This window comes from Hymenobacter sp. B1770 (assembly GCF_049896385.1).
Taxonomy (GTDB): Bacteria; Bacteroidota; Bacteroidia; order Cytophagales; family Hymenobacteraceae; genus Hymenobacter.
Map to the genome: position 1 here is coordinate 1 of NZ_JAFCUF010000011.1, position 21,041 is coordinate 21,041.

General features: G+C 60.3%; 16 protein-coding genes. 11 read left to right on the plus strand and 5 right to left on the minus strand.

The genetic code is table 11. From position 1 onward, the window contains the following. Window positions 1-23: 23 nt before the first annotated feature. From ACP7AJ_RS18400 to ACP7AJ_RS18410, 3 genes are all read right to left on the minus strand, one after another. On the minus strand, window positions 24-4,304 hold the full coding sequence (locus ACP7AJ_RS18400; RefSeq protein WP_426061663.1) for a DUF4394 domain-containing protein: 4,281 nt from the start codon (window positions 4,302-4,304) through the stop codon (window positions 24-26). A 154-nt stretch (window positions 4,305-4,458) separates the two neighbouring features. Further along, window positions 4,459-4,986 (minus strand): MOSC domain-containing protein, encoded by a 528-nt coding sequence (locus ACP7AJ_RS18405; RefSeq protein WP_426061664.1) that lies wholly within the window; start codon window positions 4,984-4,986, stop codon window positions 4,459-4,461. A 49-nt stretch (window positions 4,987-5,035) separates the two neighbouring features. Beyond that, complete coding sequence (locus ACP7AJ_RS18410; protein WP_426061665.1) at window positions 5,036-5,500, minus strand: hypothetical protein; 465 nt, start codon at window positions 5,498-5,500, stop codon at window positions 5,036-5,038. 374 nt (window positions 5,501-5,874) lie between these two features. Here ACP7AJ_RS18410 and ACP7AJ_RS18415 point away from each other — a divergent pair, with 374 nt between their 5' ends. The 3 genes from ACP7AJ_RS18415 (at window position 5,875) to mutM (ending at window position 8,875) form a co-directional block, all read left to right on the plus strand. After that, window positions 5,875-6,825, plus strand: a complete 951-nt coding sequence (locus tag ACP7AJ_RS18415) for a membrane-binding protein (protein WP_426061666.1) — start codon at window positions 5,875-5,877, stop codon at window positions 6,823-6,825. Between the two features lie 142 nt (window positions 6,826-6,967). Then, on the plus strand, window positions 6,968-7,882 hold the full coding sequence (locus ACP7AJ_RS18420; RefSeq protein WP_426061667.1) for a PhzF family phenazine biosynthesis protein: 915 nt from the start codon (window positions 6,968-6,970) through the stop codon (window positions 7,880-7,882). Window positions 7,883-8,044: 162 nt separating this feature from the next. Next, a complete protein-coding gene (gene mutM / locus ACP7AJ_RS18425; RefSeq protein WP_426061668.1) occupies window positions 8,045-8,875 on the plus strand; it encodes a DNA-formamidopyrimidine glycosylase in 831 nt (276 codons plus the stop codon). Window positions 8,876-9,566: 691 nt separating this feature from the next. Here mutM and ACP7AJ_RS18430 read toward each other — a convergent pair. Then, a complete protein-coding gene (locus tag ACP7AJ_RS18430; protein WP_426061669.1) occupies window positions 9,567-10,610 on the minus strand; it encodes an SDR family NAD(P)-dependent oxidoreductase in 1,044 nt (347 codons plus the stop codon). Between the two features lie 189 nt (window positions 10,611-10,799). Here ACP7AJ_RS18430 and ACP7AJ_RS18435 point away from each other — a divergent pair, with 189 nt between their 5' ends. Together ACP7AJ_RS18435 and ACP7AJ_RS18440 are read left to right on the plus strand one after the other, a co-directional pair. Continuing rightward, entirely contained in the window at window positions 10,800-11,309 is a 510-nt protein-coding gene (locus ACP7AJ_RS18435; protein ID WP_426061670.1) for a hypothetical protein, read from the plus strand. A gap of 161 nt (window positions 11,310-11,470) precedes the next feature. Next, window positions 11,471-12,508, plus strand: a complete 1,038-nt coding sequence (locus tag ACP7AJ_RS18440) for a bile acid:sodium symporter family protein (RefSeq protein ID WP_426061671.1) — start codon at window positions 11,471-11,473, stop codon at window positions 12,506-12,508. Between the two features lie 111 nt (window positions 12,509-12,619). Here the strand turns inward: ACP7AJ_RS18440 and ACP7AJ_RS18445 are convergent, their stop codons facing one another. Further along, window positions 12,620-13,327, minus strand: a complete 708-nt coding sequence (locus tag ACP7AJ_RS18445) for a dienelactone hydrolase family protein (RefSeq protein ID WP_426061672.1) — start codon at window positions 13,325-13,327, stop codon at window positions 12,620-12,622. Window positions 13,328-13,573: 246 nt separating this feature from the next. On the opposite strand from ACP7AJ_RS18445, the gene ACP7AJ_RS18450 reads away from it, so the two are divergent. The 6 genes from ACP7AJ_RS18450 (at window position 13,574) to ACP7AJ_RS18475 (ending at window position 20,914) form a co-directional block, all read left to right on the plus strand. Further along, window positions 13,574-13,993, plus strand: coding sequence for an MsnO8 family LLM class oxidoreductase (locus ACP7AJ_RS18450; RefSeq protein WP_426061762.1), 420 nt, complete (start codon window positions 13,574-13,576; stop codon window positions 13,991-13,993). Continuing rightward, entirely contained in the window at window positions 13,972-14,523 is a 552-nt protein-coding gene (locus ACP7AJ_RS18455) for a hypothetical protein (protein ID WP_426061673.1), read from the plus strand. Before ACP7AJ_RS18450 ends, ACP7AJ_RS18455 begins: the two co-directional genes overlap by 22 nt. Before the next feature lie 170 nt (window positions 14,524-14,693). Next, the gene (locus ACP7AJ_RS18460; protein WP_426061674.1) at window positions 14,694-15,863 is read left to right on the plus strand and encodes a DUF4856 domain-containing protein; all 1,170 of its coding nucleotides are present in this window, start codon (window positions 14,694-14,696) and stop codon (window positions 15,861-15,863) included. 143 nt (window positions 15,864-16,006) lie between these two features. Then, the gene (locus tag ACP7AJ_RS18465; RefSeq protein WP_426061675.1) at window positions 16,007-17,128 is read left to right on the plus strand and encodes an imelysin family protein; all 1,122 of its coding nucleotides are present in this window, start codon (window positions 16,007-16,009) and stop codon (window positions 17,126-17,128) included. Beyond that, entirely contained in the window at window positions 17,128-18,483 is a 1,356-nt protein-coding gene (locus ACP7AJ_RS18470; RefSeq protein ID WP_426061676.1) for an HTTM domain-containing protein, read from the plus strand. The genes ACP7AJ_RS18465 and ACP7AJ_RS18470 overlap by 1 nt, the downstream gene beginning before the upstream one ends. Next, complete coding sequence (locus tag ACP7AJ_RS18475; RefSeq protein WP_426061677.1) at window positions 18,464-20,914, plus strand: TonB-dependent receptor domain-containing protein; 2,451 nt, start codon at window positions 18,464-18,466, stop codon at window positions 20,912-20,914. The genes ACP7AJ_RS18470 and ACP7AJ_RS18475 overlap by 20 nt, the downstream gene beginning before the upstream one ends. Window positions 20,915-21,041 lie beyond the last annotated feature (127 nt).

Sequence of the window (21,041 nt, forward strand, 5' to 3'; positions counted from 1 at the left end):
GCACAGGCTTCCATTGCCAGGGGTTACTCGACAACGAGTCGTTTGGCGACGAGCCCGTGGGCGGTGCGGGCGAGCACGGCGTAGACGCCGGGGGCCAGGCCGGCCAGGGGCAGCTCGAGCGCCTCGGCCGCGCCGGCAGCCAGGGTGCGGGCCAGCACCACGCGGCCCAGGTTATCGACCACGGTCACGGCCGTGGCCTGGGTGCCGCGCAGGGCGGCGGGCAGCAGCAGGGTGGCGGCGCCGCGGGCCGGGTTGGGGTAGAGGCTGGCCAGGCGGGCGAGCGCGGCCGGGGCGGTGGCCAGCACGCGGGCCTGGGGGGAGAAGAGCAGGGCGTAGCGGCCGCCGGCCGGGGCGTTGGCGGCCAGCGTCAGGCTCAGGGCGGGCGCGGCGGCCAGGTCGGTGTAGGTCCCGGCCAGCGCGTCGCGCAGGTAGGCCCGGTAGCCGGCGGGCAGGTTGCGCACCTGGTCTACGGCCAGGGTGTAAGTGCCGGCGGCACGGGCGCTCACCTGCAGGGGCAACTCGACGTCGGCGCCGGTCAGGACAGGCCCGGCGGCAATAGCCAAGGGCTCGGCGGCGGCCGTTTCAAAGGCCAGGGTCAGGCCGTTGGGGGCGGGCAGGGCGTGGGCGTCGAAGGCGGCGTCGAAGCCGGCCGTGGCCCCTTGCTCGAAGTAAGCCAAAGCTTGGGTGCGGCCGTTGGCCCCGGCCAGCGAGAGCGTCAGCTGCGGCCGTGCGTCTGCCGTTCCCCGCTCAAAGGGCGTGGCATCGGGGGTATTCACGCGAGCGGCGTTGCTAAAGGACAGGCTGCCGGTTTGGCCAGCAGTTGCCCGTACAAAGAAGCCTTGAGCGACCGGCAGGATATTGCTACCGCCGTTTACCCCCAGGAAATTGATGTAGCTGGCGTAAGTGCCAGTGTATTGGCCCGTGCTCTTGAACACGTAGAGGGCATTTTCCACGCTGGTCTTGCCAACCAGGTTCCAGTTGAGGGGCGAGGGATAAGGGTTGCCGCGCAGGTGCCAGCCGCTTTCAGCCTGTGGGCCGCGCGTGAGGTTGCTGGCCGCAATGGGGCCGTTGTTAAGCGTACCCACAAAGTCCACGTTGGCCTGGGCCGGGATGTTGACCGTGTAGCCACGGGTTACTTCCATGGGGTCAGTGGTGTTGCTGGGCGAGAAGAAGCCCTTGTCAAAGTCAATTGAGCCAGCACTGCCGCTGGTGTTCACGCGGGATTCATCGTAGCCAAACACGGTGGGGAACGGCGACACGTTATTGGGGACGCCAGCCGTATTGTAGGCCGGATTTACGACGGGCGTAAACACGCCCGGCACGGTGAGGTCGGCCACGGTGGTGTTGGCCACGGGCGAAGAATAGTGGCGGTAGCCCACCCCACCGTTGCGGTTCGGGGCAATGTAGCGCTGCACGGTGGCCGTGCCAATTACGAGGCCGCCACGGTTGTCGACGAGGGCCGTACCCGAAGCTGAGGAAAGCAGCGTCAGCGTCTGACCTGCGGTGGAAAGGTTGCCGCTTTCCAGGCGCACTACCTGCGTTACAGCCACGGCTTGGCTTAGGCTCAGGCCAGCGCCATTGCTGACACCCAGGTTGAGAACCCGGCTGGGCAAGCCCGGCCCGGTTACCTGCGCCGCATTGCCATTGTAGGCGTAGTTGGCATCCGGGCTGAACGAGCGGCTGCCCGTCATTTGCACCGCACCCACGGCTCCGGTAGCAGCAATGCCGGCCGGGTCGCAGATAGCGAGGTTGGCACCGGGTTGCAGCACAAAGTTGCCCGGGCCGTTGAGCACTTGGCAGGCTTGTACCAGTTCGCCACCAGACTGCACCAGCAGAGTGCCATTGACTGTGAGCATGCCACCCAGGGTAGCGATGCCCGAGCCTGTAATCGTCACGTTGTTGTAGCTGCCCGAAATGGTCTGCGGGCTGCTCACCACCAAGTCGGTGAGCGGAGCGGCGGCAGTAGTGAAGGAGACGGTGGCGGCCGATGAGGTGGCGCCCCCAGCGCAGTTGCTCACGATGCTTACGGTATAAGTCGTGCTCGCCATCAGGCCCGAGAAGCTCACCGAGGTGGCGCTGGCGGTCAGGGTCTGGGTGGTGGTAGCGGGTGTGGTGGTCACGGTGTAGGCTGTGGCCGAGCTGCTGCCCGTGAAGCTCACGGTAGCCGAGTTGCTCGTTACGCTGCCGGATGTGAGGCCCGTAGGAGCAAGGCAGGCAACTGGTGCCGGATTTACAGTGAACGTGGCCGGGGCCGAAGTTCCGCCGCCCGGTGCGGGGTTGGTCACGGTTACATTGTAAGAACCGGCCGTGGCTTGGTCGGCCGCGGTCAGGGCAATAGTCAGCTGGGTAGCCGATACAAATGTGGTGGTACGGGTCGTGCCGTTGAAGCTAACCGTGGACGAGGCCAGGAAATTGGTGCCGTTCACGGTCAGGGTCTGGGCCGCGGCGCCGGCCGTAACCGTTGCCGGCGAGAGGCTGCTGATGGCAGGAGCGGGGTTGTTCACCACCACCGGGTTCACGGTGAACGTGGCCGGGGCCGAGGTGCCACCACCGGGGCCAACGTTGGTCACGGTCACGTTGTAGGAGCCGGCCGTGGCAATGTCGGCGGCCGGAATGGCGGCCGTTACCTGCGTGGCCGATACGAAGGTGGTGGTACGGACCGTGCCGTTGAAACTCACCGACGAACCGCTCACAAAGCCGGTGCCGTTCACGGTAAGGGTAAAGCCAGGGTCGCCAGCCATAGCCGAGTTAGGCAACAGGCTGCTGATGGTCGGCACGGGGTTGGGCGCGGCCGTGGTGGTGAAGCTGGTAGTGGCATCCGCCGACGTAGCCCCGCCGCTGCAGTTGCTCACGATGCTCACTGTGTAGGCCGTGCCAGGCGTCAGACCCGAAAGGGCTACCGGCGAGTTGGTGGCCGTTTGGGTGGTGGCTGTGCCACCGGCGGGGGTCACGGTCACGGTGTAGTCGGTGGCCGAACTACTAGCCGTGAAGCTTACCGAAGCCGAGTTGCTGGTGACGCTATTGGCGGCTACGTTAGTGGGGGCATCGCACGGTGCCGGCGCCGTGGTGGTAAACGACACCGTAGTTGGGTCAGAGGTGAGCAATCCGCTGAAACAGTTACTCACAATGCTCACAGTATAGGTAGTGTTGGGACTTAGGCCCACTAAGTTGACCGATGTAGCGTCAGCCTTTAGGGTCTGGGTGGTGGTGGCCGGCGAAGTCGTGACTGTGTAGCTTGTGGCCGAGCTGCTGCCCGTGAAGGCTACCGTGGCCGAGTTGCCCGTCACGCTGCTCGCAACCGGGTTGGTTGGGCCATTGCAGATGGGTGCAGCAATGGGGAAGGCAATGTCGGTGATGTTGAACGGTGCATCCTCGAAGCGCGGTATCAGGTTTATCCGCTCGGTAGCTGCGCCGGTACTCAGGTTCAGCTTGTAGAGGTTGCTGGCCGAAAGACCGTCTGCGTTTGCTGATGTCAGCTCCAGCAAATACGCTAGGTTGGTGGTTCCGTTATGGAAAATATCTATGTCGAAATCAATGGCATCGCCAATGCCAAAGCCCTGCAGCAAAATAGTGCCCACAGCGTTGAGCGTGCCCACGTTCGGCGGGTCCACAGTTGCCAGAATGCCGTTATTTAGCTCATCTATGGCATAAAGAGTCGTGGTAGTGCTGCCGATAAAGGAGTTGGTGTAAGCAACTGCGCCCACGCCGGGATTGGCCGGGGTGCCCGTAGCGTAGGCCAACATGCCATCGGTAGCAGTAATGCTGCCATCGACGGGGTTGAGGCGGTAGTTGGCATCGTTGGTACTCACCACCCGAATGCGGTCCACGGTGGGGTTAAAATCGAAGCCGATGTGCTCGGTAGCAGCGCCCAGGGCTAAGGTGATGTTAGCCGCCCCCACGGGAGTTGCGACCCCCGTTACGGGGTTCAACACATATAGACGGGCGTTGCTGGTAGTGGCCGCTGCATTATAGCCCAGCGCAAATAACTGCCCGGTGTTGGGGCGGTAGTCCATTCCCACCAGGCGTTGCCCGGCGCTCAGCCCGCTGATGGGCACTGCTAGGCCCTGCGGGGAATTGCTACGCGTGGGGTTGAAGGGGACAATGCCCTGGGTGCCTGCTGCTGCGCCCTGCGGAAAAAAGGCGTTGCCAACAGGAATCGTCTTGCTGGCCGTGCCTAGGCACCACACGGTATTTTGAGCCTGCGACGCAATACTGCTCAGAAGCCATACTGTGCCTAGCACTGTACTTAGTAATCGACGAAACAGTCGGCCAGAGGACTGCCGCGAAAGTAGGTGTGTGAACATAGTTAGAAGGGAAAGGATTAAGAAAAGAATTAAAACAAAGCTGTTGATATATAGGCAATGACCATAGCTGCAAGTACGAATTTTACAGACCAACAGCTATCCAGCTGCCGCTAAAATGTGAGCTGAATGTGTGAGTGGGCGCCATTTATTCGCCTTAAGGAAGGGTGGAGCTGACCACCCGCACCACGTCGCCTACCCGGATGATGCCGCCCTGAGCAATGTGTGCCGTGAGGCCGCCGTAGCCCCGCATGGCATTGTAGCCGCCGGGGCCCAGCTCTTCTTCCATGCGGGAGCAGGGATGGCACTCGCCGGTAATGTTAAGAATTACTTCATCTCCGATGCGGACTTGGCGGTTCTTGAGGGCCAGCAGGTTCAGGCCGCTCACCGTCAGGTTGCGGCGCAAGCGGCCGGGCTCAATGGGTGCATCCAGCCCCAGAAAGCGGGCCACCGAGGCCATGGACTCGTGCTGAATGAGGGTGAGCTGGCGCTTGCCGCCCGACTTCGGGCGGGCATGGTCGCCGAGCATGTGCGAATCGGTTTTCAGCTCCGCCTCCTGCACCGACACCAGCGGCTCGCGGCGTACCGGCCGCTGGCCAATCCATTCCACGCGGCCGGTCTGGGGCAGGGTAGCCAGCAGGCGCGCCACGGTTGATTTTTCGTCGCCAAAGAAAGGAAAGGCCATTTATCAGTGGTTAAGGGTGCGTAAACTGCCTCAGGCTAGCTTACATAACTTACAACTCATCGGGCGTGCCAAAACCCTCGCGAATTTCGGTGTGCATAATTTGTCCGCCGAGGTTGCCGGCCCGCGCTAGCAGCCCAAAGCTGAGCACCGTAGCAAGCAACGTTAACATGGCCAGCAGCCGGGCTCTCGACGAGGCATTTTTCAGCAGTAGCAGCGAAAACAGTGCCAGGGCTGCCGCGCCTTCCAGCACCCAGAAGCCCAGTTCCGCCGCCGTTTCGTGGGTCTGAATCAGGGCTCGGCTTACCCGGGGCAGGTCCCGAACCACAGCTTCTGCTCCTTCGCCCGTGAGCTGGGCCGGCAGGCACAGCACGCCCGCGGCCAGCACTGCCACCAGCCCGGCGCGGGTGAGCGTGTCATCCTTCCTAAGCAGGCCAACGCCCAGCAGCACCGCCGCAAAGAGGCTGCCCAAAATCGGCACGTGGTTGACAAGAAGGTGCAGGTGGGCTTGGTTCATTGGTATGAAGGCAGCCGGGGAAGAGCCGGGGCCGCTACTGGAGCAAAGCTACCCCGCCCTGCCGAGCTGCTGGTTAACGCAACCGTTTCGGGCCCGACGCGACTCTTGGTAAATGAACTGCAAGCATCTGAAAATCGTTATTAAACCAGCAAGCAAAGCTTTGTAGAATGCGGCTTTTTTGGGCCGATTTACAATGAAAACAAGGCAAGCCCGTTGCTTAGCAGTGCCGCTGCCGGAATGTCACCAAAGTGCTTGCTAGCCTGCCTAATAGTCCTGTTAAGAACACCAGTTTTGGGACTGCTTTCCAAGGAAAATATCTGGCATTGCGCTTGCCATAGTTCGATTACTAGTCATTCACCTTCGCCTCTTCAGCTATGACTTTCCTCACTCGTTTTATTAGCCGCCTAACCGCTCCGCTGTTGTTGGCGCTTCCATTAGCTTTTTCCTCTCCGGCCCAGGCCCAAAATGCGCCGGCCCCTACCGACGTGATTCGCGAAATCACCGATGCTGTGGGCCTCAAAGCGCGATTTGAGCTGCGCGCCACCCGCGAAATCGACAACGCCGCCGCAGTGGTGTACAACGGCAAGCGCTTCCTGCTTTATAATCCCGACTTTCTGAACGCCGTGAACCGAGCCGGACATACCGACTGGGCCGGCATCAGCATCCTGGCCCACGAGATGGGCCACCACCTCAACGGCCACACCCTGCGCGCCGGTGGCTCGCAGCCCGCCGATGAACTCGAAGCCGATGAGTTTTCGGGCTTCGTGCTCCGCAAACTGGGCGCCAGCTTGGCCCAGTCGCAGGCCGCCATGGCCACCGTCTCCGACGACCAGGGTTCGGCCACGCATCCTGGCCGCACGCCCCGCCTTGCCGCCATCAGCCAGGGCTGGCAGCGGGCCAACGGCCAGATTGTGGCCAGTGCCCGCGCCGCGGCTCCTTCGGCTGCCCCGGCGGTAGTGGCAGCGCGCTCTCAGCAGTCGGCGAATACCCAACTGGAGCGACGCTTTCCCACAGCTCAGGTTCGCGAAGACGATGAGGACCTCATTGCCAGCAGCCAGAGCACGGCCGGTGCCGTGCGCCTCGTGGGCCAACTCACCTTCCGCAACGACCCCAGCCAGCGCTACTACCTCACCAACGCCCTGAAAGTGGTGCGCGTAGACAATGAGGATAACGCCGAAGTGGTGGGCAAAATCTCCCGCACTACCAGCGGTACCTTCCCCTATGTGCTCACCGATGGCCGGCAGCGCCGCCTCTTCATCACCGCCCGCGGCGATGTATACGATAAGGAGGGGCAGCGCGTAGCTAAGCTGCACGACCCTTCTTAAGGGACTTAATAGTTAAAAAAAGAGAAGTTAAAAATGCCCGTCTGAATCATCAGGTGGGCATTTTTAATTATTGATGCTTTTCCAAAGCTTGCTCGTTGTTCCTTCGTGGCTTCATCCCTGGTTTACGTTTACTCTGCGCCTCATGCCCCAGCTGCCGTTTCTACTTGTTGATGCCTTCACTACGCAGCCGCTAAGCGGCAACCCCTGTGCCGTGGTGCTTGATGCCGAGACGTTAACCCCCGACACCCGTCAGCGGCTGGCCCGGGAGTTCAATCAGTCGGAAACGGCATTTGTCGACCACACGCCCCCCGGCAGCACGGAGTTTACCGTTCGTTTTTTTACGCCAGCTGAGGAAATCCCCCTGGCCGGCCATCCCACCATTGCCACCGTATCGGCGTTGCTGCACGCCAGCCGGGTCACCCTGCCCATTGATGGTGGTTCGCTGGTTTTAACCCTCCATTTGCTCCACGGCCCGATTCGGGTCGATGTGCTGGCCGGAGAAGACGGGGCGCCCCCGCTGATTTGGATGACCCAGCGCCGGCCCGTGTTCGGAGCTGTGCATGCGCCTGAGGTCGTGCTGCCCCTCTTCGGCCTCACGCCCGACGACCTACTGCCCGGCGCACCCATTCAAACTGTGAGCACGGGCACTCCCCAGCTCATGATACTGCTGCGCGACCATGCCGCCCTGCGCCGTGCCCACGTGGCCGATGCCGCGGGCCTGGGCCGCTACCGTGCCGAAAGCGACTTCTTTAGCCCTCATCTTTTTTGCCTGGGCGGCGCCACCGCAACTGGCGACACCTTTGCCCGCCACTTCGGCACTCCGCCCGACATCTCGGAAGATTCCGTCACGGGTTCGGCCACAGGAGGCATGGCGGCGTATCTGTGGCACCACGGCTACCTCAAATCGCCTGATTTTATCGCCGAGCAGGGCCACGACATGGGCCGGGCCGGCACCGTGCAAGTGCGCGTGAGCGGCCCGCCCGAGGCCATTGATACGGTGCAGATTGGCGGCACGGGCGTGGTGGTGCTGGAAGGCAGCCTGCGCGGAGATTTGTAAGAAAGGTTTTGCAACCTGATGCGGGTTTGTGCTGTTGGTTTGAACATTATGAAAAGCGCAGGAGAGAGGTTTACCAGGGCGTACTGATTGGCTCTGCCAACCTTCGGTTCCTTGCACTCTTCATGACCGTTCCGTTTTCCTTTCCGACCCATCCATCCTTCCGTGCCCGAATTACCCGAAGTCGAGACCTATCGCCGTTTTATTAATGAACTGGCCGTGGGCCAAACCATCGCCGCCGTGCAGGTAAACGATGCCCACGTGCTGGCCACGCCCGAGGACCAACTCCGCGCCGGCCTGGTGGGCCGCACCATCACGGGCACCTCGCGCCTGGGAAAAAACTGCTTCCTAGAGCTGGACAATGGCACTGTGCTGGTCCTCCATTTTGGCATGACGGGCGACATTGGCGCATATCGCGACGAGCCCGACGCCCCGCGCTTCACCCGTGTGGCCCTGCGCCTCGCTGATTCCGGCCTATGCTTGGCCTTCATCGACCCGCGCAAATTCGGCCGCATTCGCCTCGCCGATAGCGCCGCCGCCCACCAGAAAGCCAAGAAAATTGGCCCTGATGCCCTTGACATCACCGCCACCGAGCTGCACCAGAAACTCGCCCGTCGCAAAACGCTGCTCAAGCCGCTGCTGCTCGACCAAAGCATCACCGCCGGCCTCGGCAACTGGATAGTAGACGAGGTGCTGTTTCAGGCCAAAATCCATCCCGAGCGCCTGGGTACTTCTCTCACCGAGAAAGAAGGACGAGCCCTGCATGAGGCCGTGCAATTGGTGCTTGCCACGGCCATCAGTCAGGAAGCCACCTACCGGCATTTTCCGGCTTCTTTCCTCATCCACGCCCGCGAGTGGGACACCTCGGCTACCGCCAGCAGCGACGATGCGCATACCTTTTGCCCGCGCCACTCCAAGGTGAAAATTGATAAATACTATGTAGGCGGGCGAGCTACTTACACGTGCCCAAAGTGCCAGCCGGCGCCGGAGTTATAACCGAATGGTAGCGCCTCCCGCACAAGCGCCAAAGCCTATCAATAGCACCAGGAGGATTTTCTAAAAAAATTTATTGTAGTAAAAAAATTACTTTAAAAGTTTTTCGAAGTACTTGGTGTGAAATAATGACGGAATATTTAATTGGATAATGGGTTTGCAATTAGATGCTTAACAGGTTTTATATAGTAAAACTTAATATTAGTTTATTTATTAAATAAACGTAAAAAGAAGGTGATTTATGAGTGTCTAGGCAATATTTGGAATACTAAGCCGGTTTAGGAGCACGTAGTTGGTTCGCTTTTTGAAAGCGACACAATTTCTAAAACCTGCCACCAATTTCCCAGCCTTCTATATGCTCCGTATCCTGCTATTGTCCGCTTCTCTGTTAGGTGTTTTTGCCACCGCCGAAGCCGCTCCGGCGAGTGCTGCCAGCTCGCCAAATGACAAAATAATGCCGGGCAATCACCGGCCCGTTTACAAGCGCTACGGTCATCATGGGCTATTTGGGCGCGGCGGCTTGTTTAGCTCTCACAGCCGGGGCAAAGCCAAGCTATCCGGCACCCGCACCGTTAGCAAGCGTCGGGGTACGTTGTAGTAAGTTAAATTTAAAGGCAATAAAAAGAGCCCGCGTTAACGGGCAGTTCAGTAGCTGCTCATTAACGCGGGCTCTTTTTATTGCCTTCAGCTGGCTTTACACCTCGTTGTTTTTCACAGCGGCCTTGCGGTTTAGGGCAGTAAGGGGAGATTTGCTCAACGCGCTTTCGCTTTCGTAGCCTTTGCGTCGCACGTTGGCAGCTGGGCTTTCGCCGGTGGCGGGCAGGGCGCGGTTGAGCCAGCTCAGGATGTCGGTGGTGGTGCCGGGCAGCAGGCCGTGGAAGGCCGACAGCAGCTTGGCCGGGAGGGAGAGGATGACTTCGCCATCGCCGCGGCGGCAGGCGTTCCAGATTTGGCGGGAGGCCTGTTCGGCGCTCATGGTGAGGCCGGGCAGGGAGTCGGCAATGCTGAACCAAGCAAACTCCTTTTTTTGCTGGCCCTTTACCAGGGCGTGGCCGGGGCTGCCGGTGCGCATCAGGCCGGGGCACACCGTGGTTACGCTGATGCCGTGCTGCCGCATTTCGGCCCGGAAACCTTCGGAGAGGCCCACCAAGGCAAATTTGCTGGCGCTGTAAGGCGTCATGTGGGGCATGGCCACCTTGCCGCCCAGCGACGAAATATTGACAATGCGCCCCTCGCCGCGGCGGCGCATGGCGGGCAGCACGGCCTGCATGGCATGCAAGGGCGCCCAGAAGTGAATGGCCATGGAATCCTCGTAATCGCGCAAGTCCATGTTGTCGAGGGGGCCACCCACGATGATGCCGGCGTTGTTGATGAGCACATCGACCGCGCCAAAGCGCTTTTCGACCTCGGCCACCATGGTGCGCACTTCGGTTTCGTTGGTGATGTCGTGGGCCAGGGTGAGCACGTCGCCTTCGGCGCCGCCAGCCATGAGCAGGTCTTGGCGGGCGCGGGCCAGCTCGGCTTCATCGCGGGCACAAATGGCTACGCGGGCACCCTCGGATACCGCCTGTCGGGCCAGCACGAGGCCCAGTCCGCGCGAGCCGCCGGTGATGAGCACGACGCGGCCGCTCAAATCGTAGGAGCCGCGGCGGTTGCCCCAGAGGGTGGCGGCCATGGCGGCGGCGCCCAGGCCGGCGGCCAGCAGCCAGTTCTTGTTGGTGCGTTTGTCGTGTTTCATAGTTGGTTGTATGCCAAAACGGGCCGAAAGGTTGCAGTGCGGAGATTAGCAGGATGTTTTTTCGCCACGCTCTGGCACGAAACGTGGTTCTAGCCACGTTGGGCCCGTAGCGGCCGGGGATTTAGCCCGATATTTACCCGGCCTTTCTGCCTTCCTTTTTCTGTGTATTTGAATTCAATGCCTCTTCGTATGAAACTGTTGCTGCTCTCGTCGTTGCTGGTGCTGGCCGCTACGCCTGCCGTGCTGGCGCAAGCCCCAACCGCGGCCACCGTAAAAACCAAGGTGAAGCCGGCGGGCCAGCCCAGCGTGAAAACCAAAACCACCCAGGCGCCCGAAGCTGCACCTGAGGTAGCCGGCCCTTCCGATGCCGAAATTGACGCCAAGGCAAACGCGCTGACGGCCAACATGCAAAAAAATCTGGCCCTGAACCCCCAGCAAACGGAGAAGGTCCGCGCCATCAACCGGCGCGCCATTGATAATGTAGAGACAGCCCGCTCTCGCTACCGCACCGACCCGCGCAAGCTGGCCGGCATCGTCGAAAGCGTGAGCAGCTCGCGCCTTTCGGCCATTAAGGATGTGCTGACGCCCGCGCAATTCAATAAATACCAGCGCAAGCGCGAAGAGAAAATGGGCGTGCCCAACGTACAGGGCGTGCAAGGCACCCCGCCCCCCGGCCTGGGCGGCGGCAGCGACCAGTAAGCGAAGCAGTTGCCCAGTCACGTCATGCGGTGTTAAATCGACTCCGCGGACCGGCTGCACCACCCACAAAATACCCACAGCGCCAGGCTCGCCGAGCCTGGCGCTTTTTATTTATGCAGCTGAAACGCCACCGTAGGACGGCTGTTGGCGTATTTTGATGCATGATTCAACCCATTACCCCCGCACCAGCCTCCAACCGTTTTGCTGCGCTCCTGGCCCGGGCCGGGCTCGATTGGTTTCTGCTCGGCCTCATTGGCGTGGTGGTGCTGGCGTACTTCCAGCCGGGCCTGGGCAGCAAGGCCAGCCCCGTGCCGTGGAAGCTGATAACGACCATAGGGGTAGCCCTGGTGTTTTTCTTTTACGGACTCAAGCTTAGCCTGGCAAAGCTGCAGGCGGGCATGCGCAACTGGAAGCTGCACCTGCTGGTGCAAGCCACCACTTTTGTTCTGTTTCCGGCGCTGGCGCTACTGGCGCGGCCTTTCTTCGGCGCCGAAAAGGGCGAACTGCTCTGGCAGAGCATCTTCTTTCTGTGCGCCTTGCCAAGCACGGTTTCCACGTCGGTGGTGATGGTGAGCATTGCTGGGGGCAATATGCCGGCGGCCATTTTCAACGCCAGCATTTCCAGCTTGCTGGGTATCCTGCTCACGCCCTTGCTGGCTAGTCTGTTCCTCCATCTCAGCGCCGATAGCAGCCAGCTGTGGGGCCTCGCGGTGCAGCTGCTGTGGCAGGTGGTGCTGCCGGTAGGGGCGGGGGTACTGCTCAATTCTCGCTTCAACGCCTTTGCCGACCAGCACAAGTCCACACTGCGAACCTTCGACCAGGTCACGATTTTGCTTATCGTCTTCACGGCTTTTTGCGACTCCTTCGCGGAAGGCATCTTCAGTAGCTACCGCCCGGCCGACGTTTTCAAGCTGGGCGCGGGCATGGTGGGCCTGTACTTATTAGTGGTTATCCTCGTCTGGGCCTTGGGCCGGATGCTGAACTTCCCCCGTGCCGACCAAATCGTGGCGGTATTCTGCGGCTCAAAAAAGTCGCTGGTGCACGGCAGTGTGATGGCCAGCCTGCTGTTTCCAGCCAGCGCAGCCACTGGTCTGATCTTGCTGCCGCTGATGCTTTACCATGCTCTGCAGATAGTGCTGGCCAGCAGCATGGCGCAGTGGCTGGGGCGGCAGGTAGAGCCGCAAGCAGCTACGGTGTGATGAAAGGAGCCTTGTGCGGGGAACCTCCCCCCGGCCCCTCTCTTTTGGAGAGGGGCCGGGGGGAGGTTCCCCGCACAAGGTTGCGAAACCCGAGCCACACATGACAATTCCTTATCCCAGCTTCTCCTTAAAGAAAGCCAGCGTCATTCCCCAGGCCTCCGCGGCTGCTTCTGAATGGTAGGTCGGCCGTTCGTCGCAATGAAAGCCGTGGTCGGCGTAGGAAATCACGGTGTTTATGAATGGCTTGCCCGCGGCTTCTACCGCGTCCGTCACTTCGGCAATGTGCTCCTTGCTGATGTGCGCATCCAGCCCGCCCCAGAAGAAGAGGTGCGGTGCGTGCAGGTCCTGGGCCCGGTCTTTCAGCAGATGCGTGCCACCGCCGTAGTACGAAACTGCCGCGGCGAGCGGCAGCACAGCATTGGCCAGAAACGACACCCGGCCGCCCACGCAGAAGCCAATGCTGCCAATTTTATCTGGGAGTATTAAGGCCTGCGATTGCAGCCAGACGTGCGCAGCTTGCAGGTCGGCCGTCAGGTCCTGGGGGTTAAGGGCGTTGTAGTGCGGCAGGGCGCTGCCGAAGTCGGAGTACGGCACCTCTAGGCCCGGGGCGGCGGTGCGGTGATACAGCTCGGGGGCAATAACGGCGTAGCCCGCCTCGGCCAGCCGGTCGGCCACGCTGCGAATGTGATGGTTGACGCCAAAGGCCTCTTGTAGCAGAATGATGCCCGGTACGGGGCCTGTGCTGTTGGGGAAGGCCGAGTAGGCGCGCATTTCGGTGCCGTCGGCTATTGGAATGGTGACGTTGTTTTGGTCGCTCATGAAGGGAAGTGAGGTGAATAGTTGGGTGCTTAACAGCCAATGCGGCAATTGTTCGTTCAACGGCAATGTGGCCGCCGACGGTTATCGCTTCAAACCGGAAGAGCGAGTAAACGGTTGTGAAACCCAATTTCCTTTCCCAACGATGACGCCTTCCCCAAGCTTCGCCTCAACGTGCTCGACCAGTCCCCCATTCGTCCGGTGGCTACCGCCCGGCACGCCCTTCTCTAAACCGTAGAGGTTGCCCAGCTGGCCGACCGCCTTGGCTATTCCCGCTTCTGGGTATCGGAGCACCACTACACCAACACACTGGCCGGCTCCACGCCCGAGGTGCATATTGCCTACCTCGGCAGCCAAACCCAACACATCCGCCTGGGCTCGGGCGGCGTGATGCTGCCCCACTACAGCGCCCTGAAAGTGGCCGAGAACTTCCGCATGCTCGAAAGCCTGTTTCCCGGCCGCATCGACCTGGGCATGGGCCGGGCTCCCGGCGGCGACCGTCTCACAGCCCACACCCTCAACCCCAGCAACACCTTCAGCGAGCAGGATTTTGTGGAGCAGCTCATGGACCTGCAAGCCTACCTGCGAGACGACCGGGTGCCCGAAACCATTCACGAGCGGGTGATGGCCATTCCGCAGGCGCCACCGTGCCCGGGCTGTGGCTGCTGAGCTCCAGCGGGCAGAGCGGGCTGTTTGCCGCTCACCTGGGCATGGCATTTTCCTTCGCCCAGTTTATCAACGGCAACAGTGGCCCACAGGCGGTGCGCACCTACCTCGAGCGGTTCCGCCCCTCAGCCGAGCTGGCGGCGCCGCTGGCCAACATGGCCGTGTTTGTGCTCTGTGCCGAAACCCAAGAAAAAGCCCAGGGCCTTCGCGCCGCCATGGACCTCATGCTGCTGCGCTTTGGCAAAGGCGAGCGCGGCACTTTCCCCACCACCGAAGAGGTACGCAGCTACTGCTTCTCGGCCGAAGACCAGTTTCACATCGCTCAAAACCAGGGCCGCGTAGTGAGCGGCACGCCCGAGCAAGTGCACCAACAACTCACTCAACTGGCTGCCGACTACGGCGTGGACGAGGTGACGGCCGTTACGATTACGGCCAACTTCGAAGACCAACTGCGCTCCTACAAGTTGCTGGCCAAAGTTTTTGAATTGATAGCGCTCGTGCAAGATGATTTAATTCAAGCAGTTGAGGTGTAATAAGCAGAAATAGGTTTCTGCAAAACAGGGAGGAGTATAGAAGAGTTAGCTTTTCTATTTGGAACGATTCTAAATAGCCCCTACTTTTGTCAAAGTTTAGAACGATTCTAAACAAGGCCAGTTGTAACCCCACCTACTAACTGCCTGCCCGATTCTACTTAACTCCTTTTATGACCATCTTCAGCCGTACCTCCTCCCTCGCGCTTTTTGCTGTTACACTAGGCCTGGCTTCCTGCAGTAAAGACGACACCGTAACCCCTTCAGCTCCCACGCTACGTGCCAAAATGGACTATACTGCCCTCACGGGTACTACTCCTTACACCACTTCGTTTAAGGATGCTAACGGGACTTCGACCGTGGACTTGGGTACGGCAGCGGTGCGGCTCGACATGTTTAGTGAGTTTAACTCCTACATGGCCACGGTAGCCGTAGCGGCTCCCGCCACGCCTGCCACTCTGGAGTTAGCTCGGCTGCGCAACTTCTACACCGGTGCCAATGCACCGTTCTCCGCGACTGCCCTGAACACTGCAGCCAGCGCCGGCGTACAGCTGCGCGATAAAACGGCCGCTTCGTTCTCCGAAGCCAACGCCAACCAGGTTCGGTCCTACATGGATACCAAACTGGCAGAATTGGCCCTGGCCAGCCAGTCGGTAAACCAGGTAGCTACTCCCGGCAATGCCGGCCGCCTGGGCCGCTACCTTGTCGATGGCAAGGGTTTCGAGGTGAACCAGATTATTCAAAAGGGCCTGCTGGGCGCCCTGCTGCTCGACCAGATTAACAACGTGCTGCTGACGCCCGCTTCGCTGGCTGCCGACAACAGCAAAGTAGTGGCTGGTAAAACCTACACGGAGCGTGAGCACATCTGGGACATGGCCTATGGCTACATGACTTCCAATGCCACAATGGTGACGGACATCGCCATCACGCCTCGCGAGCGGTTTCTGGCCGGCTACCTCAACGAGAAAAATGGCCCGGCATCGCCCGGTGTGTACCTGGCTTTCCTGAAAGGCCGCGCAGCCATTGTGAATGGCGACGACGCCACGCTTAAAGCGCAGGCCGATATTATCCGCACCGAACTGGAAAAAACCATTGCCAAATCGGCCGTGTCTTACCTGACCAGCTGGAAATCGCACGCCACCCTCGACGCCAAAGCGCACGCGCTGGCCGAAGGCATTGGCTTCATCTACTCCCTGCGCTTCTGCACCAAGGCGGGCGCCGACACTGCCTGGGCCGATTCTGTGCTGAACGGCATCACCTCGGGCAGCCAGGGCGCCTGGAGCCTTACCAACGCCCAGGCTGATGCTGGCATTGCTGCCATCAACGCCAAATTCTCGCTCTAAAGCCCACGGAAAGAACCTTTCGAGTCCCTTTCCTATTTACACCGTCGAGTTGAGCGCTACCAAGGCAATAGCCCGGTAGCGCTCAACCCAATCAATAAGGTTTCCTACTCTCCCCAGAAGTAAGCCCCTTTTACCTTTTCAAAATGAAGAAGTCGATTCTGCTCTTTTCGTTGTCGGTAATTCTTGCCGCAGGCGGCATCACCAGTTGCAAGGACGTTATCGATGACTCGGAAAAGCCCACGGCGGGTGCTTCCGAACTGGACCGCAAAGCAGTACTCACGCAGTGGGCCGATACCTTGGTGATTCCCGGTTACCAGGGTTTCGGCGGCAAGCTCACGGCCATGAAAACCCAGACGGCGGCTTTCACGGCGGCGCCTACGGTGGCCGGGTTGCAGTCGCTGCGCCAGTCCTGGCGCGAGGCGTACCTGGAGTGGCAGAAGGTAGAAGTGTTTGAATTTGGCCCTGCGGCCGATGTTTCGCTTGCCAACCGCTTCAATATCTACCCGACTGACGCGACCGGCATTCGCCGGAATATTGCTTCGGGTACCTACAACTTCGAGTTGGCCACGGCCATCCCGCAGCAGGGCTTTCCGGCCCTCGACTTCCTGCTGAACGGCATCGCGGCCGACGACGCCTCCATTGTGCAGTCGTACGTGACCACGGCCAACCAGCGCCGCTACCTCACCGACGTGGTGAACACCATGGACCAGTTGCTGACCGGCGTGCGCGGCCAGTGGAACGGCCCCTACCGCGCCACCTTCGTCAACAGCACCGGTACCAACGCGGGCAGCTCGCTCTCGCTGCTGATGAATGCTTACTCGCGCTATTATGAGCATTTCCTGCGGACGGGCAAGATTGGCATCCCTGCGGGGGTAATGTCGGGCGTTGCGGCTCCCGATAAAATTGAGGCTTTCTATTTCAAGGGGGCCTTGCCGCTGCAGCTAGCCCAGGCCGCGCACGCCACGGTGCAAAACGTGTTCAATGGCCGTGCAGGGCAGCCCTCACTTAAGTCGTACGTCAATGCGCTGGGCGCTAAGGACAGCCGCACCGGCGAGTCGCTCACCAAACTCATCAACGACCAGTTTGCAACTTCGTCCCAGCAGCTGGCCTCGCTCGGGCCCGACCTCCACGCCACCATGCAGTCGCGCAACGCCGCCGCCGTGCAGTCCTACAACGAGATGCAGAAGGCTGTGCGCCTGATAAAGGTTGACATGACGTCGGCCATGAGCGTGAGCATTACTTACGTCGACAACGACGGCGACTAGTGCGCCCCGCTTACTTCCAAACCCATACCCCGGCTGCGCCGCTGGCAGTATTCCGCATAGCCTTTGGCCTGCTGATACTAGCCAGCGTCGTTCGCTTTTGGGCCAAGGGCTGGATTGCCGAGCTTTACCTGCAGCCCAGGTTCTTCTTTCCTTACTATGGGTTCGAATTTATCAAGCCGCTGGGCCCGTACACGTACGGGCTTTTTGCGGTTTGCGGCGTGTGCGCGCTGTTGCTGGCGCTGGGCTGGCACTACCGCCTGGCTGCCGTGGGCTTGTTCCTCAGCTTCACCTACATCGAGCTGATGGACAAAAGCACCTACCTGAACCACTACTACTTTGTGAGTCTGGCAGCGCTGCTGCTCGTTTTCCTGCCAGCTGGCAACTACTTGTCCCTTGATGCCCGGCGCCACCCCGCGCGCGAGCACACCCACGTGCCTCGCTGGTCCGTGGACGCCCTGCGGCTACTCGTAGGCGTCGTGTACTTCTACGCCGGGCTGGCCAAGCTGAATTCCGACTGGCTACTAGCAGCCCAACCGCTGCGCATCTGGCTGCCAGCCAAAAACGACCTGCCGCTGGTGGGGTTCCTGTTCAATTACCCTATCACAGCCTTTGTGTTCAGCTGGTTCGGCGCTATATACGACCTCACGGTGCCGTTTTTTCTGCTAAACCGCCTCACCCGGCCCTACGCCTACGCGGCGGTGGTGGTGTTTCATGTGCTCACAGCCATTCTGTTTCCCATCGGCATGTTTCCGTATGTGATGATAGTGGCAGCGCTGATATTCTTCCCGGCCGAGTGGCACGAGCGGCTGCTGGAGCGGGTGCGGGCAGTTTTCCGGCAGCCCTCGGCGGCCCAGAGGCCGGCTTCGCCGCTGGTGTACGGGCCGCGGGTGCAGCTGGCCCTGGTTACGGGGCTGGCGCTGTTTTTTGTGGTGCAGCTGCTGGTGCCGTTTCGTTACGCGCTATACCCGCGCGAGCTGTTTTGGACGGAGGAAGGCTACCGGTTTTCGTGGCGTGTGATGCTGATGGAAAAGATGGGTCAGGTCGAGTTCAAAGTAGTCGACTCCGCTACCGGTCGCACCCGGCGAGTCAATAATTCAGACCACCTCAGCGTGCTGCAGGAGAAGATGATGGCCACCCAAGCCGACATGATACTGCAGTTTGCCCATTACTTGCGCGACTACTACACCGCTCAGGGCGTGCACCAACCCCAGATTTACGCCGATACCTACGTGACCCTGAACGGCCGCCTGGGCAAAGCCTACATTGACCCCACCGTGGACCTGGCCCGCCAAGCCGAAAGCTTCGCGCCTAAGCCGTGGATTTTACCTTTTGACGATGAGATTTCAGGTTTATAGAATGCTGCTTTTCGCGGCCCTGCTACTAGGCGTGGCAGAGGCCCGGGCGCAGGAAACGCTGCGTGGCCGGGTGTTGGCCGCCGGCACTGGCCAGCCCGTGGTGGGCGCCGAAGTGTATGTGCAAAGCCTGGCCCGCGCCGTGCTCACCGACACAACCGGCCGCTTTGTAATGATTGGCCTCGCCGTGGGCCTGCAGCAGGTGCAGGTGTCGGCCCTGGGTTACCAGCCCTATAAAATTTCGGTGAACCTGCCCGCCGATGGCTTCATCTTCGAACTCACGAGCCGCGACCGGACCCTGGGCGAAGTAGTAGTGGCCGCGCCCCAAACCACCTTTGGCCAAACCCGCCTACGCGAGGTGGAGGGCACCGCCATCTTCGCCGCTAAGAAGTCAGAGGTCATCGTGCCCGAAAACCTGGTGGCCAACCTCGCCACCAACAACGCCCGCCAGGTATACGCCCGGGTGCCGGGCCTCAACATTTGGGAAAACGACGGGGGCGGTTTGCAACTGAGCATCGGCGGCCGGGGCCTGGACCCTAACCGGACCAGCAACTTCAATGTCCGCCAGAACAATTATGACATCTCGGCCGATGCCCTGGGCTACCCTGAGAGCTATTATACACCGCCCACGGAGGCGGTAAAGCGCATTCAGCTGGTGCGCGGGGCGGCGTCGCTGCAGTATGGGACTCAGTTTGGTGGCCTGCTGAACTTCGAAATGCGCGGGCCCGACCCTGACCGCAAAGCCGCCATTACTTCCCGCCAAACGGTGGGCTCATTTGGCTTTTTTAATTCCTTTAATAGCGTGGGCGGCACGGTGGGCAAGCTCAGCTATTACACCTTTGTGCAGTACAAGCGCGGCGACGGCTGGCGGCCCAACTCCAACTACGAAAGCAAAACGGCCTACGCCGACGTACGCTACCAGGCCAACGAAAACGTGAAAGTGGGCCTGCAGGTGACCCACATGGACTACCTAGCCCAGCAGCCCGGTGGCCTCAGCGACAAGCAATTTCTGCAGGATGCCCGGCAGTCGAACCGCGAGCGCAACTGGTTTGCGGTCGACTGGAACCTGTTTAATGCCAACGCCGACTGGAAGCTCAACGCCCGCTCCAACATCAACCTCATCGCCTTCGGGCTGGTGGCCTCGCGCCAGTCATTGGGCTTCCGCCCCAACGATGTGACCCGCTCCGATAGTGAAGCCAACAGCCGCGACCTCATTAACGGTGACTTCCGCAACTACGGCCTCGAAGCCCGCTACCTTAACCGCTACCAAGTGGCGGGCAAAGACGCCGTCGTGCTTTTGGGCACACGCTATTACCGGGGGACCACCCACAGCACCCAAGGCTTCGGCCCCACGGGCCGCGGGGCAGATTTTCGCTTCATATCTCCCGAAAATGAAGTTTTTGGAGCCCTCGGCAGTTCTGATTACCGCTTTCCTAACCACAACGCCGCCTTCTTTGTCGAGAACATTCTATACCTGACCGATAAAATATCGGTCACGCCGGGACTTCGCTACGAGTACATCCGCACGCAGGCCGAGGGAGTGATTAATACTATTGACCGTGACCTGGCTGGCAATATCATTCAAATCAGGCAAAAGAATGAGGCGCGCGTGAGTGGCCGTGGCTTGTTTCTGGGAGGGATTGGCGTGAGCTATAAACCCAAAGAGCAATTGGAATTCTACTCCAACATCTCGCAGAACTACCGCTCTATTACGTTCAGTGACATGCAGATTGTTAACCCCTCGGCCGTTATCGACCCCAACCTGCAGGACGAGCGCGGCTACTCGTTCGATGTGGGCGTGCGGGGCGAGAAAACAGGTTTTCTCACTTACGATGTGAGCCTGTTTGCGCTCAATTACGACAATCGCATCGGCGAGATTACCGAGTACGACGCTTTGGACCGCATCTACCGCCGCCGCACCAATATTGGCCGCGCCCTGATTTTGGGGGTGGAAACTTACGGCGAAGTTGAGTTGCTGAATCAACTGTCTCAGGGCGCCGGCTGTCGGCAGTGGTCCATTTTTGGCAACGTGTCCCTGATTCGTGGGCTCTATGTGGAGAGCCAGTTGGCAGACGTGCAAGGCCAGCAAGTGGAGTTCGTGCCGACCGTAAATCTTAAAACTGGAACTCAGGTAAGCTACGGGCCTTTCAAGGCATCCTTGCAGTACTTGTACCTGTCCCGGCAGTTTTCCGATGCCACAAATGTTGGCGAGGACCCAGGCGACATAGTAACGCCCGTAGTCGGCCCCATTCCAGCTTACCAAATTCTCGATGCGTCGGTGTCGTGGGAGCACCGCTGGCTTAAGCTGGAAGGCAGCGTGAACAACCTGGCTGACGCGCGCTATTTCACGCGCCGCGCCACTGGCTACCCCGGCCCTGGCATACTGCCTTCGGACGGCCGCAGCTACTTCCTTACGGTAGGAGTGAAGCTTTAGGAGCCTTGTTATGGTTGACTTCGCCCCATTAGCAAGTATTATGTGAGGTGCCTGACGAGAAGGGTATATTAAGTTTTGAGTAAAAAGCCCAACTGAGATGTCGGGCTTTTTTATTGTTATCCAGTTT

What these genes read in the sequence shown, in the direction of transcription:
- ACP7AJ_RS18430 (WP_426061669.1), bottom strand. Translation starts at nt 10,610, where the DNA reads ATGAAACACGACAAACGCACCAACAAGAACTGGCTGCTGGCCGCCGGC.
- ACP7AJ_RS18415 (WP_426061666.1), top strand. Translation starts at nt 5,875, where the DNA reads ATGACTTTCCTCACTCGTTTTATTAGCCGCCTAACCGCTCCGCTGTTG.
- ACP7AJ_RS18435 (WP_426061670.1), top strand. Translation starts at nt 10,800, where the DNA reads ATGAAACTGTTGCTGCTCTCGTCGTTGCTGGTGCTGGCCGCTACGCCT.
- ACP7AJ_RS18460 (WP_426061674.1), top strand. Translation starts at nt 14,694, where the DNA reads ATGACCATCTTCAGCCGTACCTCCTCCCTCGCGCTTTTTGCTGTTACA.
- ACP7AJ_RS18405 (WP_426061664.1), bottom strand. Translation starts at nt 4,986, where the DNA reads ATGGCCTTTCCTTTCTTTGGCGACGAAAAATCAACCGTGGCGCGCCTG.
- ACP7AJ_RS18420 (WP_426061667.1), top strand. Translation starts at nt 6,968, where the DNA reads ATGCCCCAGCTGCCGTTTCTACTTGTTGATGCCTTCACTACGCAGCCG.
- ACP7AJ_RS18410 (WP_426061665.1), bottom strand. Translation starts at nt 5,500, where the DNA reads ATGAACCAAGCCCACCTGCACCTTCTTGTCAACCACGTGCCGATTTTG.
- ACP7AJ_RS18475 (WP_426061677.1), top strand. Translation starts at nt 18,464, where the DNA reads ATGAGATTTCAGGTTTATAGAATGCTGCTTTTCGCGGCCCTGCTACTA.
- ACP7AJ_RS18445 (WP_426061672.1), bottom strand. Translation starts at nt 13,327, where the DNA reads ATGAGCGACCAAAACAACGTCACCATTCCAATAGCCGACGGCACCGAA.
- ACP7AJ_RS18440 (WP_426061671.1), top strand. Translation starts at nt 11,471, where the DNA reads ATGATTCAACCCATTACCCCCGCACCAGCCTCCAACCGTTTTGCTGCG.
- ACP7AJ_RS18465 (WP_426061675.1), top strand. Translation starts at nt 16,007, where the DNA reads ATGAAGAAGTCGATTCTGCTCTTTTCGTTGTCGGTAATTCTTGCCGCA.
- ACP7AJ_RS18400 (WP_426061663.1), bottom strand. Translation starts at nt 4,304, where the DNA reads ATGTTCACACACCTACTTTCGCGGCAGTCCTCTGGCCGACTGTTTCGT.